13 protein-coding genes are annotated in these 16,552 nt (G+C 67.8%); 9 read left to right on the top strand and 4 right to left on the bottom strand.

Annotation, left to right across the window (positions count from 1 at the left end; all coding sequences use genetic code 11):
- Positions 1 to 157 precede the first annotated feature (157 nt).
- A complete protein-coding gene (locus ACIQRL_RS05040) occupies positions 158 to 1,174 on the bottom strand; it encodes an aspartate-semialdehyde dehydrogenase (protein WP_401327102.1) in 1,017 nt (338 codons plus the stop codon).
- A gap of 311 nt (positions 1,175 to 1,485) precedes the next feature.
- Between ACIQRL_RS05040 and ACIQRL_RS05035 the strand changes: the two genes are divergently transcribed.
- The gene (locus ACIQRL_RS05035; RefSeq protein WP_401327099.1) at positions 1,486 to 2,007 is read left to right on the top strand and encodes an RNA polymerase sigma factor; all 522 of its coding nucleotides are present in this window, start codon (positions 1,486 to 1,488) and stop codon (positions 2,005 to 2,007) included.
- A gap of 1 nt (position 2,008) precedes the next feature.
- Positions 2,009 to 2,827 carry a hypothetical protein gene (locus ACIQRL_RS05030; RefSeq protein WP_401327097.1) on the top strand — a complete coding sequence of 273 codons (819 nt, stop codon included), beginning with the start codon at positions 2,009 to 2,011 and terminating at the stop codon, positions 2,825 to 2,827.
- Positions 2,828 to 3,038: 211 nt separating this feature from the next.
- On the opposite strand, the gene ACIQRL_RS05025 is transcribed toward ACIQRL_RS05030, so the two are convergent.
- On the bottom strand, positions 3,039 to 6,347 hold the full coding sequence (locus tag ACIQRL_RS05025) for a S8 family serine peptidase (protein ID WP_401327095.1): 3,309 nt from the start codon (positions 6,345 to 6,347) through the stop codon (positions 3,039 to 3,041).
- Positions 6,348 to 6,599: 252 nt separating this feature from the next.
- Positions 6,600 to 7,217: a CGNR zinc finger domain-containing protein gene (locus tag ACIQRL_RS05020; protein ID WP_401327092.1), complete on the bottom strand. Its 618-nt coding sequence runs from the start codon at positions 7,215 to 7,217 to the stop codon at positions 6,600 to 6,602.
- Positions 7,218 to 7,346: 129 nt separating this feature from the next.
- Here ACIQRL_RS05020 and ACIQRL_RS05015 point away from each other — a divergent pair, with 129 nt between their 5' ends.
- The 4 genes from ACIQRL_RS05015 to ACIQRL_RS05000 all read left to right on the top strand — a co-directional run bounded on the left by ACIQRL_RS05015 (position 7,347) and on the right by ACIQRL_RS05000 (position 12,085).
- A complete protein-coding gene (locus ACIQRL_RS05015) occupies positions 7,347 to 7,808 on the top strand; it encodes a VOC family protein (protein ID WP_401327089.1) in 462 nt (153 codons plus the stop codon).
- Positions 7,809 to 7,836: 28 nt separating this feature from the next.
- On the top strand, positions 7,837 to 8,763 hold the full coding sequence (locus ACIQRL_RS05010) for a pyridoxamine 5'-phosphate oxidase family protein (protein WP_401327087.1): 927 nt from the start codon (positions 7,837 to 7,839) through the stop codon (positions 8,761 to 8,763).
- Between the two features lie 259 nt (positions 8,764 to 9,022).
- Positions 9,023 to 10,804, top strand: coding sequence for a TIGR03767 family metallophosphoesterase (locus tag ACIQRL_RS05005; protein ID WP_401327084.1), 1,782 nt, complete (start codon positions 9,023 to 9,025; stop codon positions 10,802 to 10,804).
- A 90-nt stretch (positions 10,805 to 10,894) separates the two neighbouring features.
- The gene (locus ACIQRL_RS05000) at positions 10,895 to 12,085 is read left to right on the top strand and encodes a serine hydrolase domain-containing protein (protein ID WP_401327081.1); all 1,191 of its coding nucleotides are present in this window, start codon (positions 10,895 to 10,897) and stop codon (positions 12,083 to 12,085) included.
- Positions 12,086 to 12,115: 30 nt separating this feature from the next.
- Here the strand turns inward: ACIQRL_RS05000 and ACIQRL_RS04995 are convergent, their stop codons facing one another.
- Positions 12,116 to 12,634, bottom strand: a complete 519-nt coding sequence (locus ACIQRL_RS04995; protein WP_401328102.1) for an isochorismatase family protein — start codon at positions 12,632 to 12,634, stop codon at positions 12,116 to 12,118.
- A gap of 269 nt (positions 12,635 to 12,903) precedes the next feature.
- Here ACIQRL_RS04995 and ACIQRL_RS04990 point away from each other — a divergent pair, with 269 nt between their 5' ends.
- The 3 genes from ACIQRL_RS04990 to fxsT all read left to right on the top strand — a co-directional run.
- Positions 12,904 to 13,284, top strand: coding sequence for a hypothetical protein (locus tag ACIQRL_RS04990; protein WP_401327078.1), 381 nt, complete (start codon positions 12,904 to 12,906; stop codon positions 13,282 to 13,284).
- A complete protein-coding gene (locus ACIQRL_RS04985) occupies positions 13,281 to 14,267 on the top strand; it encodes a caspase family protein (protein ID WP_401327075.1) in 987 nt (328 codons plus the stop codon). Before ACIQRL_RS04990 ends, ACIQRL_RS04985 begins: the two co-directional genes overlap by 4 nt.
- A 199-nt stretch (positions 14,268 to 14,466) precedes the next feature.
- Positions 14,467 to 16,552 (top strand): FxSxx-COOH system tetratricopeptide repeat protein (gene fxsT, locus ACIQRL_RS04980; RefSeq protein WP_401327073.1); only part of this gene is annotated, 2,086 nt, incomplete at its 3' end.

Here is a 16,552-nt window from a genome sequence, read left to right as displayed (position 1 = left end):
GCGGGCTCCCCCGGGTGTGGCTGCGGGGGACTGCCGGGGCCTGGGGGGCCCCGCCCCCCCGGGGCCGCGGCGCCCGCGCCCCCCCGGGCCCCCCCCGGGGGGGGGGCCCCCCGGGGGGGGGCCCCCCCCCCCCTCGGACGCGCGATGGATCCGGGTGTCAGCCCTTGAGCTCGGCCGCCACCAGCTCCGCGATCTGGACCGCGTTCAGCGCGGCGCCCTTGCGGAGGTTGTCGCTGGAGACGAACAGCGCGAGGCCGTGCTCGACGGTCTCGTCCGGCCGGATGCGGCCGACGTACGAGGCGTCCTTGCCGGCGGCCTGGAGGGGGGTCGGGATGTCGGAGAGGACGACACCCGGGGCGCCGGCGAGCAGCTCGGTGGCGCGCTCGGCGGAGAGCGGGCGGGCGAAGCGGGCGTTCACCTGGAGGGAGTGGCCGGAGAAGACCGGGACACGGACGCAGGTGCCGGAGACCTTGAGGGCGGGGATCTCCAGGATCTTGCGGGACTCGTTGCGGAGCTTCTGCTCCTCGTCCGTCTCGTTCAGACCGTCGTCGACGATCGAACCCGCGAGGGGGAGCACGTTGAAGGCGATGGGGCGCTTGTAGACCTGCGGCTCGGGGAAGTCGACCGCCTCGCCGTCGTGGGTCAGCCTGTCGGCGTCGCCGACGACCTTCAGGGCCTGGCCGTGCAGCTCCGCCACGCCGGCGACGCCGGAGCCGGACACCGCCTGGTAGGTGGCGACGACCAGCGCCTCCAGGCCCGCCTCCTCGTGCAGCGGCTTCAGGACCGGCATCGCGGCCATCGTCGTGCAGTTCGGATTGGCGATGATTCCCTTGGGGCGGTCGGTGATCGCGTGCGGGTTCACCTCGGAGACGACGAGGGGGACCTCGGGGTCCTTGCGCCAGGCGGAGGAGTTGTCGATCACGACCGCGCCCTGCGAGGCGACCTTCTCGGCCAGCGCCTTGGAGGTGGCGCCGCCCGCCGAGAACAGCACGATGTCCAGGCCCGAGTAGTCCGCCGTGGACGCGTCCTCCACCGTGACACCGTCGACGACCGTCCCGGCCGAACGGGCCGAGGCGAACAGGCGCAGTTCCTCGACCGGGAAGGCCCGCTCGACGAGGATCCTGCGCATGGCTGTGCCGACCATTCCGGTGGCTCCGACGATTCCGACCCTCACGGCGACTCCCTTGGCGTGCGTTCTACGTGGTCCAGCGCTTCCATCATGCGTCTGACCCGGGTCCACGTGTCCAATCCTTTCGCCGAGCCGCTCGAAGCGTGGGACGCCGGGACGCGCGTCGCGGAGCCCGATCCTGCGGTGGCCGGGCGTCCTCGTACGAAGAAATCGCCCGGTGACGGAGGGGAACCGCAAGCCGTACGGTGTGGGCGCCGTCCGGGGCAGGGGCCCGGTGTGACGTACGACTCGAACCGGGCCGAACGTTTTGGCGCGCACCGGCGTCGTAGGGGGGACGCGGGAGGGGAGGAGTGGCTGTGCTGCGCAGAAAGCCACGTCGGGCGCCGGGGGCGGACGACCCCCTGGACGCGACGCAGGAACGCCGGGTGCGGGCGGTGCTCGCGCTCGGCGGCGTACCGCAGGCGGACCTGCCGGACGGGGTACAACAGGTCCGGCTGCGGTTGCTGGAGCGGGCCGCCAGGGGCGACGAGGCACCGCGCGATGTGTCCGCCTGGGCGGCGGTCGTCGCGTCGAACCTGGCGATGGACTGGCACCGGGCCAAGCGCCGGCAGGAGCGGCTGGGCGAACGCCTCGCCTCGCTGCGGCAGCTGGAGCAGCCCTCCGACGACGAAGCCAGCGTGCTGTCGCTGGCCGTCGCCCAGGGCTTGGACGCACTGCCCGACGCCCAGCGGCAGGTCATCGTCCTGCGGTTCTACGCCGACCTGCCGGTGCGCGACATCGCCGGCGAACTCGGCATACCCGAGGGCACGGTCAAGAGCAGGCTGCACACGGCGGTCCGCGCGCTGCGCGCCCGCCTGCACGAGGACAAGGTGGTGTGACGTGGCCGAATACGAAGGTGTGGACCCGCTGTTGGCCGCGATCACGGACGAAGCGCTGCCCGAAGGCGCTCGCTACGACGTCCTGTTCATGGCCGAACACCAGGCGGCCTCCGCGGACATGGACGTGCTCCGGGAGCAACTGGTCATCATCGGCGACGCGCTGGCGGGCTCCGGGAAGGCGGCCGGTCCGGCCCGCGCGTCCCGGAAGGGCAGGACGTCCAAGGCGTCCGGGAAGCCCGGGAGGTCCAGGACGTCAGGGGGAGACCAGCGGGCCCAGGGGGCGGGGGCGCCCGGGGTCGGGCGTCCGGGGGGCGTCCCGAAGAGGCGCTCCTGGCGTCCTGGCGCCATCGCCGTCGGCACCCTGGCGGCGGCCGCGGTGACCGCGGTGGTCGTCGGGATGGGCTGGCTGATCGTGCAGGGCGGGAACGGTGGAGCGAACGTCACGGGTTCCGCCGACGCCAAGTCCGTCAGCCCCGGCGCCGGCGCCGGCATCAGCGCCCCCCGCTACATCGCCTGCTCCCGGCTCATCGCCGAGGGCACGGTCACGAAGGTGCTCCAGGTCCCCGGCACCGCCCAGGACCGGATCACCCTCGACGTCTACCACTACTACAAGCCGGCCGAGGGGGAGAAGGAGGTCACCTTCCTGATGGACAGGGACGCCCGTCCGCGGCTGACCCCGGGCGAAGAGGTGCTGGTCGGCATCCAGCAGCACGCCGTGACACCCGACATCTGGACCACCGGGGAGGGGAACATCGCCCGCGACCGGTCCTGGATCGTCAAGGCGCTGCCCGAGTCCCAAGCCATGAAGTGCACACCGTGACGCGCGGCACGAGACCCGGCGGCCGAGGTGCCGCGCGGCCGAGCGGCGTGCGCTTCGACCAGGCCACGGGCCCGTGGCGCACGGAGCGACGCCACGAGCCCTGGTCGGCGAGGCGCCCCGTGCGGCCGAGCGGCACGCGAAAGGGCGGGCGTCCGTTTCCGGACGCCCGCCCCGTGCTCCCGGACCGCTCACGCGGCCGGGGGTCACACCGCTACGGAGTGACCTTCTCGATCTTCACGCTGCCGAGGCCCGCGACCGTGCCGCGCGTGTTCACCAGCTGGACCTGACCGAAGAACTCGCGTCCCTCGGGCGCCGCCGCGGCGGCGGTGACCGAGCCGGACACCGTGGCCGAGGCGCCGGTGGCGAGCTTCACCGGGGTGGAGTCGTCGACCGAGACCGTGCCGAGCGCGGTCGAGAAGAACACGTCCCGGTAGTCGTAGGCGGTCGAACCCGACGGGACCGAGTAGCCCGCGACCTCGATGGTGTACGTACCGGCGGCGGGGGAGGCGATGGAGACGGCCTCCTCCGAGTCGCCGTCCGCGGACTGCCCGACGACGGTCCCGGCGGCGTCGTACACCGTCAGGTCGAGGTCGGCGGCGGTGTCCGAGACGTTGCCGATGGCCACGTCCAGCGACGCGGCGCCCGCGGGCACGTCGACCGTGGTGGTCTGCGTCGCGCCCTCGGTGATGGTCGGCCGCGCGTTCTTCGAGGAACCGAGCGGGCCGCCCTTCAGCCTGCCGTCGAGCGCGGCGAAGGTGTTCTTCACCGTCCAGGAGGCGGTGGCCGGGGTGCCGACCTTGGCCTCGGGGACGGTCACGACGGCCGGGTCGAAGGCCGCGCCGAGCACGGCGACATCGAGCTTGTACGGGTTGTCGAGCAGCGGCGAGGTGCGGCGTGCCTCGACCTCGATCTCCCAGACGCCGGGCTGCGGGTCCGCGTACGAACGCACGTCGGGCTTGCAGCCGTTGCCGTCGAGGTAGTTGTTGTAGCAGTACGGGGTGCTGGTGTTGTCGACCGGAACGCCGTACGGGTGGATCGCGATGAACCGGGTCTGGCTCTTGTCCTTCAGCCCGCCGATCGCGACCTCCAGGGACCTGGCGCCCTCGGGGACCGTGACGAAGTACGACGCGGTGCTGTTGCGCTGCACCGAACTCGACGCGGCGTAGGTGTACTTGAGGGGAGTCGAGACCACGACGGTCGACAGGATCTGCTTGTCGACGCCCTCGGTCCGCGGGTCGTCCACTTCGAGGATCGCGCTCTTCAGGCCGGCCGACTTCGGCGCGGCCTGGACCTTGACGGTCACCGGCTGGTTCAGCGGGAGCTTCACCTCGTCCGAGCCGACGATCCGGAAGGTGTCGGAGGCGTTGTTCTCGAAGTACAGCTCGTGCCGGATCGGCCGGTCCTCGCCGGACGTACGCGTGATGGTGATGTCGTACGTCTTGCGCTCGCCCGCCCTGAGACCGCCCTCACGGTCGTACAGGCCGGTGCCGAAGCCCGGTGTCTTCAGCGCGTAGTCGATCGCGGTGTCGACCGGCGCTTTGACGGTGTAGTCGTGAGCGGTGGCGCCGTCCTTGATGGCTTTCCAGGCGTCACCGATGTTGATGAGGCCCGCGCCCTCCTCGTACGCCTGAACGCCCTTGATGTGGTCGGCGGTCGAGGTCAGCGCGGTGCGCAGGGTCGCCGGGCTGAGGGCGATGCCCTTCTGCTTCGCGGCGCTCAGCAGCAGCGCCGAGGCGCCCGCGGCCTGCGGTGAGGCCATCGAGGTGCCCTGGAGCATCGAGTAGCCGGCCGGAAGGGTGTAGCCGGCCTCGGCGACCGGGGAGCCCGGCATCCAGGTCTGGGTGGAGTTGATGGAGGCGCCGGGCGCGCTCAGCGTCGGCGTGAAGCCGCCGTCCTCACGCGGGCCGCGCGAGGAGAAGGGCAGCATCTGGTACTTCTTCTCCACCTGCGAGCCGTAGTTGGAGGCCCAGGTCTCCTTGGAGATGGTCGCGCCGACCGAGATGACCTTGTCGGCCAGGCCGGGGTCACCGATGGTGTTCGCGCCGGGTCCCGAGTTGCCCGCGGAGATCACCAGCTGGACGCCGTAGGTGTCGATGAGGCGCGTGTAGAGCTCGGAGCGCGCGTTGTTGCCGTCGTTGAGCGCGGGCAGACCGCCGATGGACATGTTGACGATGTCCACACCGCGGTTGGCGACGAGGTCGATCATGCCCTCGGTGAGCGCGACGTTGGTGCAGCCGCCGGTCCAGGTGCAGGCGCGCGAGGAGACGATCTTCGCACCGGGGGCCGCGCCGCTCATCTTGCCGCCGAACAGGCCGTTCGCGGCGGTGATGCCGGCGACGTGGGTGCCGTGCTCGGCCTCGATCACACCGATGTTGACGAAGTCGGCCTTCTTGCCGATCCAGGACCCGCCGTACGGGTCCATCGGCACGTCCTTGCGGATCTCGACGACGAACGGCTGCCGCTCGACGACGTCCGTCGCCGGGTTGTCGGTACCGAAGTAGCCGATCTGGAAGCCGTCCTTGTACGGCTTCATCGGCTTGTCGTCGGTGAAGTCGTTGTTGTTGTTCAGGTCGACGGTGACCGTGCCGGCCGCCGGGTCGTAGAGCACGCCCCACGCGTCGGTGGTGTCACCGTCGCGGTTCGCGTCGCCCGCGGCGTCGCCGCCCGCCGTCGCCGACTCCCGGAACGTGCTGATCTCGTACGAACCCGCGGGCGCCGTCCACGTCTTGCCGCTGTACGTGAAGGTGGGCCCGGCCACGGGGGTGATCATCGGGCGCCAGGTCGCGTCGCTGTCGAGGATCGGGTCGGTCGAGGTGACCCAGTCGACGATCTTGCGCTCGCCGGTGGTGGTCTTCTGCAGCGCGGGGTGGCCCAGGTCGACACCGGAGTCCAGGATGCCGATGGTGACGCCCCGGCCGTCCGCCTTCGGGTGGTCCTTGACGAAGTCGACGGCACCCGTCTCGAAGGACGGGTTGTACGGGTTCTCGGCGGGGGTGTTCTTGCCGGGGCCCGGGTAAGTGGCGGCCGTGGAGGCGTTGTTGCCGTGTTTGGCGGTGTCGGCGCTCGGGGTGGGGTCGTCCAGCGCGATCTCCTGGCGCAGGTCGATCCCGTGTACCGAGGGAAGCTTCGCGGCGGCGGCGATGGCCGAGTCCGCCCTGCTCGTCGGGACGGTGGCCCGGACGTAGCCGAGCTTGTCGTAACTGCGGCCCACCGAGCCGCCCTTGACCGCGTCCAGCTCCTTGGCGACCTGCTCGGTCTGGCCGGGAGCCGTCGCGATCATCATGGTGACGTTCTTGTCGCCGTTGGCCTTGGCCTCGGCGAGGAGGTCGGCGTCGGTCGAACCGAGCTTGGCGGTGGCGGACTTGGTGCCGGGGTCGGCCGTGGGCGCGCCCGTGTCCGAGGAGAAGGCCATGGGTATCGGGCCGGCCGCGGAGAGGGCGGCCACCAGGCCCGCGGCCACGGCCAGGCGGGCCACGCGTCTCGCGCCCGATATCGGGGCGCGCTGAGGGGCGGAGGTCATCTGCATCCCTTGTCGGTAAAGGAACGAGCGTGGAACGGCCGGTTCCGTCGGACGTGGTGGACCGGTCGCGTCAGTCCGGTATGTGAACCCGGATGACCGCTCAGCTTTACCTAAAGGGCAGTTGTTTGGGGAGAGTTGACCGAGGCGGGATAGAGCCATGGCGTACTTCCGCCATACGCCATGCCGGTGATCGGGTGTTATGGGCGGATATCCCGGATGACTCGGACGGCTCGGATGTCTCTCTTTGTCGATTCAGCTCTCTTTTGTGCGCGCGTAGTGGCGGGACGCTTTCGCGCGGTTACCGCAGGCCGCCATCGAGCACCAGCGGCGGGTGCCGTTCCGTGAGGTGTCGAAGAAGTGCAGGACGCACGCGTCGTGGGCGCAGCGGCGGATGCGGTCCGGGGCGGTGTTCAGCAGTTCCAGGTAGTCGCGCGCGGCGAGCCAGGCCGGACCCCAGGAGGGATCGTCGAACTCGGGCGTACCGCCCGGGCCTTGGGCGGTCAGCGTCAGCCGGACGCGTCCGTGCGCGAGGACGGCGTCGACGCGGGCGGCCGCATCCGCGGGGAGCCGGGGGCCGGCGCTCACCGCCCGGTCGCCGTCCGCGGCCCCGCCTCGCCCGTCGCCCTCTCCTTCGTCCTGCTGGTGGGGTGCGTCGATCGCGGCGCGCAGGGCTTCGCGGGCTTCGAGTGTGTGCCGCAGGACGGTGTCGTCGGCCGGGAAGTCGAGCCCGTTGCCCGCCAGCCACACCGCGAGGCCCTCGGTGCCGGTCAGCAGGTCCCGCGTCACGCCCTCGTGGATCCAGCGTGTGTTGAGCAGGTCGAGCGAGACCGGCTCACCCGTGAGGGGCCGGGGGTCGGGGCTCGTGGACATGGGTGGTTCTCCCTTCGCTGCTAACCGTTCAAGGGTAGGTCACCGGTTGACGCTCTCGGTTCTAACCCTTAATGTCGATGACAAGGGTTAGCCTCTCCGGGGGGCGGCCGACGACACGAAGGGACTGCCATGACGCTGCGCACCGGCCACATCGGCCTGAACGTCACGGACCTCGACCGTTCGCTCGCCTTCTACCGCGACGTCCTGGGCTTCGGGGTGCTCGGCGAGGGCAAGGACGGCGACGACGAAGGGCGGCGGTACGCGTTCCTCGGCTCCCTGTCCGGGGACGGCCGCCCGGTGCTCACGCTCTGGCAGCAGGCGCGCGGCCCGTACGACACCGGTCCGGCGGGCCTGCACCACCTCGCCTTCGAAGCCGACTCCGTCGAGCGGGTCGGGGAGTACGAGACGGCCCTGCGCGCCTACGGCGTGACGTTCGCGTACGAGGGCGTGGTCGCCCACCGCGAGGGCGCGGCCTCGGGCGGGATCTTCTTCCACGACCCGGACGGCACCCGTCTGGAGATCTTCGCGGCGAGCGGTGCCGAGGAGGCGCCGGCGCCGAACGCGTCCGCACCGACCTGCGGTTTCTTCTAGCACTCCTCTTTCGTCACCGGGAGCGGTCATGACGTATCACTCGGGCTCGCGGGCCGTCCAGGACCGCGTCGGCGTCCGCGACCTCGCCGATCACGTGGGCCGGGCCGTCGGCCAGGGCATCCGGCCGGTGGCCGCCGCCTTCCTCGAACAGCAGCCGATGCTGGTCGTCGGCGCCGCGGCCCCGGGAAGCGCCGCGGCCCCGGGAAACGGCGCGGTCCCGGGAAGGGGCGCGGTCCCGGGCGGCGGTGACGTGTGGGCCTCGCTGCTCACGGGCAGGCCCGGATTCGTGCGTGCCACCGGGCCCCGCCAGGTCTCGGTCGCGGGCGGGCTCCCCGCCGGGGATCCGCTCGCGACCGCGCTCGCCACCGAGGGCACGTCCGTGGGCACCATCGCGCTCGACCCGCGCACCCGTCGGCGTATGCGCCTCAACGGACGGGTCCGGCCCACCCCGCGCGGCTTCGCGGTCGAGGCCGACCAGGTCTTCGCCAACTGCCCCAAGTACCTCCAGAAGAGGGACACCTACGAGACGGTGGCCGGGCGCACGGCGGGCGTTCCCCGGCACGGCCGCCAACTCACGCCGTTCCAAAGGGAGTTCGTCGAGTCCGCCGACACCTTCTTCCTTGCCACGGTCCACGCGCACGGCGCCGACGCGAGCCACCGCGGCGGCAACCCCGGCTTCGTGCGCGTCGACACACCCGGCGAACTGAGCTGGCGCGACTACCCGGGAAACGCGATGTTCCTGACCCTCGGCAACCTCGCGGGCGACCCGCGCGCCGGTCTGCTCTTCCTGGACTGGACCTCGGGGGCGGTGCTCCAACTGACCGGCACCGCCCGCACGGAGTTCGCCCCCGACGGTGAACGGACCGTCCGCTTCACCCTCACCGAAGCCGTCGAGACCCCCGCCGCCAGCCCCCTGCGCTGGTCCCCGCCCGCGTACTCACCGGCGAATCCGTGAACGGCCGGGCGGCGGTCCCGGAGCCATGTCCCCTACCCCGAAAGATGAACGCGGAGTGACCGCCCACGAGCCGTTCGGACAGGACTCCATGGACACCCAGGGTGCGCCGAGATCGACGTACGGTGATCGGTGTCGCCCGTTGCCGCCCAGTTAACGCGCAGGTCACCCCAACTGCCAACGATCCAGTACAAGCGGGGAGTTCGCGAGTCGAGCGCCCCGCGGCCACTGCCGACGCGTTCGCACTCGGGGAGACCGCGCCATGCCGCGCATACGCTCTGTCGCCGCCGTACCCGCCCTCAACCGCCGCACCCTGCTGGCCGCCACCGGAGCGGTGTCCCTCTCCGCGGGGATCGGTCTCGCCCTGCGCCCGGAGTCCCCGGCGCACGCCGCGGCGGGACAGGCGCCCGTCGCCGACTCCGTCGCCCACTCCAAGGACCAGGCGGCCGCGACCGGTCCGAGCGCACCGGCCGGCATCGCCCCCTACACCCGCGGCACGACACTGAGCGGCGTCGCCGCTCCGCACTCCGGCTCCGCCGGGTACCGCCGGCTCGGCGACGGCGCCGGCTGGAAGCGGGTCGTGCGCGAGGAACTGGCCGCGGGAAAGGCGGGCCGCGCCGACCGGCGCACCGCCCTCGCCGCGTTCGTCCAGCTCACCGACCTGCACCTGATCGACGCCCAGCACCCGCTGCGCCTGGAGTATCAGCGCGCCCAGAACAAGGGCGCCTGGCGCCCGCAGGAGACGCTGACCGTCGCGGGCGCCGTCTCGCTGGTCGAGCGCGTCAACTCGCTGCACGGAGCCCCCGTCACCGGCTCTCCGCTGCACTTCGTCATGACCACCGGGGACAACACCGACAACAACTCCAAGACGGAGCTGGAGTGGTTCCTGAAGATCATGAGCGGTGGCCGCATCAGCCCGAACAGCGGTGACCCGCGGCACTACGAGGGCGTCCAGGCCAGCGGTCTGAAGACCTACTGGCAGCCCGACGCCGCCCTGCGCGACGCCGACAAGCAGGTCGGCTTCCCGCGCATCCAGGGCTTCCTGGAAGCCGCGATCCGCGAGCTGCGCAGCCCCGGCCTGAGCGTGCCCTGGTACTCCACCGTCGGCAACCACGACGCGCTCCCGCTCGGCTGCTACGGATCGCGCGGCGACTCGTACCTCACCGAGTTCGCCGTCGGCGGCAAGAAGCTGATGTCACTGGGCGCCGCGGAGTCCGCCGCGCTCGCCGCGTCCATCAGCAGCGGCCGCAGCCCGAAGGGCGCCGAGTTCCGCGACCTGCTCAAGGCGCACACCCGGCAGATGCGCTCGGTCACGCCCGACGAGAAGCGCGCCCCGTTCACGCCCGCCGAGTACATCAAGGCGCACCTCGACCCGGCGCACACGGGACCGGGCCCGATCGGCCACGGCTACTCCTCCGCGAACCTCTCCGCGGGGACCCAGTACTACACGTTCCGCATCGCCGAGGACGTCATCGGCGTCAGCCTGGACACCACCGACCCCGGCGGCCACTACGAGGGCTCGATCGGCACGGCCCAGCTCCGCTGGCTGGAGAGGACACTGCGCGCGAACAAGGACTCGTACGTCGTCGTCTTCAGCCACCACACCAGCAGGACGATGGACAACACCCACGCCGACCCCGCCCACCCGGCCGAGAAGCGGCACGGCGGGAACGAGGTCGTGGCTCTACTCGCCAGTTTCAGCAACACCCTGGCCTGGGTGAACGGCCACACCCACAAGAACGCGATCATCCCGCACGCGGCCCCGGGCAACCGCTCCTTCTGGGAGATCTGCACCGCCTCCCACGTCGACTTCCCCCAGCTGGCCCGCATCATCGAGCTGGTGGACAACAAGGACGGCACGCTCTCGCTCTTCACCACCCTCATCGAGTCCGCGGCCCCGCACGCCACGGACTTCTCCGACCTCAGCCAGACCGGCCTCGCGGCGCTGTACCGCGAGCTCTCCTTCAACGCGCCCGGCTCCCGCACCGACCTGTCGGGCGCCTCGCGCGACCGCAACACCGAGCTGATCCTGAAAAAGGGCTGAAAACGGATCAACCAGTGCTGTCCGGGCAACCCGCCGCTATGCCATCGTGTCCCTCCCGTCGACCGAGTCCAACAGTGAGATGGGGAAGACATGAGGGTACGTACGGGACTGGTGGGAGCGACCGCCGTGGTGGTCGCGGTGTCGCTGGCGGGACCCGCCGGGGCGGCGCCCGCGAGGGACGGCCACTCACCGACCCGGCAGGCCATGCGGGCGGCCGTGCACGACGGTGTGCCGGGCGTGACGGCGGCGGCCGTGGACCGGCACGGCGCGTGGTCCGCCACGGAGGGTGTCGGCGACCTGCGCACCGGCGCACCGCGTTCCACCGCCGACCGCTACCGCGTCGGCAGCATCACCAAGACCTTCGTCTCCACCGTCCTGCTCCAACTGGAGGCGGAGGGACGGCTGTCACTGGACGACACGGTGGACCGCTGGCTGCCCGGAGTGGTGCGGGGCAACGGCAACGACGGCACCAGGATCACCGTCCGCCAGCTCCTCAACCACACCAGCGGGCTCTTCAACTACACGACCGACGAGGACTTCATCGCCACCCACATCCTCAAGGACGGGTTCTTCCTGCACCGCTACGACACGGTGACCCCTGAGCAGATCCTTGCCGTCGCCCTGTCCCACAAGCCCGACTTCGCACCCGGCACGTCCTGGAACTACTCGAACACGAACTACGTCCTGGCCGGCATGGTGATCGAGAAGGTCACCGGCCACTCCTACGCCTCGCAGATCCGCGACCGGATCATCAAGCCCCTCGGTCTGCACGCCACTTCGGTCCCCGGCACGAGGGTGACGGTTCCGCGGCCCAGCTCCAAGGCGTACTCCAAGCTGACCGGCCCGGCGACGGGACCGACGTACGACGTCACCACCCTGAACCCCTCCATGGCCTCCTCCGCGGGGGAGATGATCTCCGACAGCGCGGACCTGAACCGCTTCTACACGGCCCTTCTGCGCGGCAGGCTGCTGCCGCGCGAGCAGCTCGCGGAGATGCGGACGACGGTCGGGGTCGACGGTGTCCCGGCCATGCGCTACGGCCTCGGCCTCCTGGAACTGAAGCTGAGCTGCGGTGTCCAGATCTGGGGCCATGACGGCGGCATCCACGGCTCGGCCTCCGTCGCGGTCACCACGGCGGACGGCCGCCACTCCCTGGCCTTCAACTTCAACGGGGACTGGGCCGGGGACAGCGAAGCGGTGGTCGAGGCGGAGTTCTGCGGGAAGCAGCCGGCCCAGCCCGTGGACGTGCCGCTCTCGCCGTCCAGGGCCGGCGGGTTCTAGCGCCTCTGCCGGAATCGACCGGGCGGGCCGTCAGTCCGCGGCTCTCGTCGCGAAGCTCACCTTCTCCGTCTCGACGGTGTCCCCGCGCCGGCCGGGCGCGCTCTGCCACTTCCAGTACAGGTTGGTGTGCGCGATCACCTCGGCGGGGGCGGGGGCGCCGTACGCGGTGAGATCCGACGTGGTGTGGGCGTCACCGACCAGGGTGACGTCGTACCCGCGGGTGAACGCGCCGTGCAGGGTGGAGCGGACACAGGCGTCGGTCGCGGCACCGGTGACCAGGACATGCCCGACGGCGCGCTCGGCGAGCAGGTCCTCCAGTTCGGTGGCCTCGAAGGAGTCGCCGTAGTTCTTGTGGACGACGGGCTCCGCGTCCTGGCGGACCAGCTCCGGCACGTACTGCCAGGACTCGCTGCCGCGCTTCATCTGGTCGTCGGAGTGCTGCACCCAGATCACCGGCACCGCCTCGGCGCGGGCCCGGGCGACGAGCGTGTCGATGTTCGCGATCACACGGGGGAGGTCATGGGCGCCGTCCACCGCTCCGTGCTGCATGTCAGTCAAGCGTTGCTCAAGCGGTAATAACTTCGCTGTTCAGGGGGCTTGAGGAGGTCGCCTTCGTGCATTTACATCGGGCTGGTCAGCCGTGGACGTGTACTGGTGGACCCCGCAACTAGACACATGAGGGTGCCAGTTCGATGATGGGCGGCAGTCGCGGGGTGTCACCCGCTACGCTGCTTCCGACGCCGTTCAGCGGCTTGGTCCATCCAACCGAAAGACTCGACCTGAGTCGTTACGGGGGTACGGGAGGAAAGGGGATGGGCGTGCTCGTACTGATCCAAGCGGGCAAGGACGGGGATGGTCCTGACCTACTGCGTTGGTTGAAGAGCGATCCCGTTGCCGCACACGCCAAGCTGTCAGCCGCACCAGCAGCATCGGACGACGATGGAATGGGCGCCGCCGAAATCGTCCAGGCAGTGGTCGACAATGCTACTGCAATCGGTGGTCTGGTTATTTCAACAGCGGCTTGGTGGGACGCTAAACGTACTGCCCGCTCTTCCGGAACGCACTCTGATGTGAGAATCGAGTGCAATGGTGCCGTGGTAACCATCAACAGCACCGACTCGGCCAAAGTCCAGCAGATTATTGACACCTTGATGCGAACGGAAAACCCCCGCGGCGGTGATAACACCAGCGCATCATGACCACTCCGGATCCCGCTGGTTCCCGCGCAGTCTTGATCGGCGTTCACTCTGCCGCGGAGGCTCTCGGACTCGGGGAGCTGCCAGCCGTTGAAAAGAACCTCGCGGAGCTGCGGCGAGTCTTGACTGACGGTACCGTTTGGGGTCTTCCCGATGAGCACTGCCTCTACATCCCAGAACCTTCTTACCCCCATGAAGTCCTGACGGAGGTCGAGCGCGCGGCCGTCGAGGCTACCGACACGCTCCTGCTGTACTACGCCGGACACGGGCTGCTCGTCGGGGAAGAGAAAGATCTCCATCTGGCCCTGAGTGGCGTTAGATGGGATGACGATTGTCTCAGTTACGCCAAGCTTCGCGCCAGACTTCGGCAAGCAGGAATGCGGGCTCGCCGCACCGTAGTGATCCTCGACTGTTGTTATAGCGGCAGGGCACTTGGTGAAATGGGCGCCGGATCTGCTTGCACCGTGCCGGATCTGCAAGGTGTGGTCGCTGAAAAGGCAGATATCGAGGGCGTTTGTGTATTGACGGCCTCCGCCGCTACTCGAAAAGCGATCGCCCCAATAGGCGATAAATTTACAGCGTTCACAGGTGAGCTCATCCACGTCCTATGCAATGGAGTTTCCGGGAGCAGCGAGTTCCTCGATATGGCCATGATTTATGATGCCGTATCTGCTCGCCTGACTGATCGCCAGGGCGTGCCGGAACCTCAGTTCGGTACCCGAGGCCACGGTGCCGACATTGTATTGGCGCGCAACCGCGCATTTACCGCGGCGGTCGCCAGTATCGAAGCACCGGTTACACAAGGCGATGCGTACTCCCTGAAGCCCCCGACGTTGAATGCTCCCGCAGACTCCGCCATCCCGTTGCAGCCGGCGGATCGTGGACTGCCTCCGATCGTGGGCACGTACAAGGGGATCGAAATTCGCAGCGAGCGCGTATTGCTGCAATTTCTTCGATCACAGCAAGGAGGAAATTTCAATGAATGAACGAGGTGATGTCAATATCTCGGCCGCAGCATCTGGGCACGGCCGAATTTACCAAGCTGGACGTGACCAGCACATCTACGAAACGACTCTATCCAGTCAATCTTTGCGTCCCGTTTCGAACGTAGAAGCTCCCAGTAACCTCGTAAATCTACCCCCCAGAGGAGACCTTTTTGTAGGCCGCACTCCAGAATATTCATACATGGAAGATAACCTTATTTCGCCGGGCAGCGTAGTGGTATTGAGCGGGCTAGGGGGCGTAGGGAAAAGCACGCTCGCCGCACACTATGCGTCGCAACGTGCGAGGATTTACAATCCAATCTGGTGGATTACTGCAAATAGCTCCGCTGGGCTTGAGGCTGGCCTCGCGCGCCTAATTTTTGCTCTCCAGCCAGAGCTAGCCCGGGCTTGGCCCATGGACGAATCAGCGGAACGTGCAACCCAGTGGTTGAGTGCTCATGACGGCTGGCTCCTTATCTTGGATGACGTAACGGATTCAGCAGATATTGCACCACTCATCAGTCGAACGAATCGCGGTCACGTCATTGTGACAAGCCGCCTCAGTTCACGCTGGCACCGTTTTAATGCCGCAATGATTCGAGTAGGCGTCCTTCCTCATGGTGACGCCATCGAACTATTCACACAGACCGTGCAATTTAGTGAACCAGCGGAAGTGTCAGAGCTGAACCAAAGGGCGACCCTCGTTTCGCGCCTTGGGGGACTTCCACTCGCCATCCGGGCCGCTGCCAAGTACATCTCAGCGACCGATATCGATACAGAAGAGTATCTCCGCAGACTTTCTAACTACGGGTCGGATCTGCTTGATGTAGAAGATTCATCGCCTGCTTGGTCTTCACTCAGTCGGGCATTTCATACCAGCTTCGAGCAGATCGCAGATATGCCATTGGCGCTGCCGCTACTACGCATTCTGGCTTGGTATGCCCATGAGGGAATTCCTTGCAGCATGCTCGATAACTTGACTTCGTCATTTGATCGGCAACAAGTACAGCTGACTTTGGCGAATCTTGTAATCCATGGAATGCTCGATGCCGATGCAACTTCGATTTCAATGCATCGATTGTTGCAGACATTTGTCCGAACCGCTGACCCTCAGGATCCGTACCGTCAGCCGGCCGACATTTCAACTGGGCTGCGGCAGTCGACGGAGTTGCTAGATGCGACTATCCCGCAAGTTTACGAGCCCGAGGGTTGGCATCTTTGGCAACGCCTCATTCCGCATATTACAGCCCTCGCTGACCGCGCGTCGGCAGAATCCGATACTGCCGTCTCCGCTCACCTTTTCAATCAGACTGGCCTCTTTCTGAACGAGCAGGGTGATCCAGCCGACGCCATTCCATATCACGAGCGCTCTCATGCCGCATATTCTCGTCATTATGGGCGACTCCACCGCGACACATTGGCCGCTCTCGGAAATCTGGCTGGCGCTTACCAAGCCGCGGGTAATCTCGCGGAGGCGCTCTCTCTGTACGAGCAAACCCTCTCCGAGTGTGAAGAGTTTCTCGGCCAAGATGACCCTGTGGTTCTGAGCACTCGGAACGATCTAGCAGGCGCATTCCTGGCATCTGGTGACCTGAGCGCTGCTATTCCAATGTACGAAAAAACACTGGCCGACCGCGAACGGGTGTTGGGCAAACTGCATCCCAACACTCTGACGTCTCTAAATAACTTGGCATACGCCTATCAGGTAATCGGAAATCTAGAGCAGTCCATTCCGTTGTTTGAGCAGGCCCTAGCTAAACGGAAGCAGGTGCTGGGCAATCAACACCTCGACACCTTGGCCTCGCGCCACAACCTCGCTACCTCTCTTCATTTCGTAAATCGCCCAGAGGAAGCGGTACGGCTACTGGAACAAAACCTGAATACACGAGAGCAGATTCTAGGCAGCGATCATCCTGACACTCTCGCGTCGCGCAACAGCCTTGCCTACGCATGCCTTTCAGTGGGTGAAGTAAGCCGTGCACTTCCGATGCTGGAGAAGACGCTAACTGACAGGGAACGGATCCTTGGCAGCGATCACCCTGACACCCTCACATCCTTCAATAACTTGGCGTACGCCTATGAAATTAAAGGCGATCTTGCGAAAGCAATTCAGCTATATCAAAGGGGTGTGGAAGGCTGCGAGCGAACTCTCGGTTCTGATCACCCCGACACTCTCGCCGCAATAAGTAATCTTGCTTGCGCTTATCGTGCGATCGGTGACCTGGAGAAGGCCCTGCCTTTGTTCATGCAGACCCTCACCGACTCGCTGCGGGTTTTGGGCGAGGACC

The sequence above is a fragment of the Streptomyces sp. NPDC091209 genome (assembly GCF_044757755.1).
Classification (GTDB): domain Bacteria; phylum Actinomycetota; class Actinomycetes; order Streptomycetales; family Streptomycetaceae; genus Streptomyces.
This window is presented reverse-complemented; position numbering and strand designations above follow the sequence as displayed.

Coding starts and splice junctions, on each gene's coding strand:
- ACIQRL_RS04995 (WP_401328102.1), bottom strand. CDS start 12,634: ATGCAGCACGGAGCGGTGGACGGCGCCCATGACCTCCCCCGTGTGATC.
- ACIQRL_RS04985 (WP_401327075.1), top strand. CDS start 13,281: ATGACCACTCCGGATCCCGCTGGTTCCCGCGCAGTCTTGATCGGCGTT.
- ACIQRL_RS05000 (WP_401327081.1), top strand. CDS start 10,895: ATGAGGGTACGTACGGGACTGGTGGGAGCGACCGCCGTGGTGGTCGCG.
- ACIQRL_RS05025 (WP_401327095.1), bottom strand. CDS start 6,347: ATGACCTCCGCCCCTCAGCGCGCCCCGATATCGGGCGCGAGACGCGTG.
- ACIQRL_RS05005 (WP_401327084.1), top strand. CDS start 9,023: ATGCCGCGCATACGCTCTGTCGCCGCCGTACCCGCCCTCAACCGCCGC.
- ACIQRL_RS05015 (WP_401327089.1), top strand. CDS start 7,347: ATGACGCTGCGCACCGGCCACATCGGCCTGAACGTCACGGACCTCGAC.
- ACIQRL_RS05010 (WP_401327087.1), top strand. CDS start 7,837: ATGACGTATCACTCGGGCTCGCGGGCCGTCCAGGACCGCGTCGGCGTC.
- ACIQRL_RS05020 (WP_401327092.1), bottom strand. CDS start 7,217: ATGTCCACGAGCCCCGACCCCCGGCCCCTCACGGGTGAGCCGGTCTCG.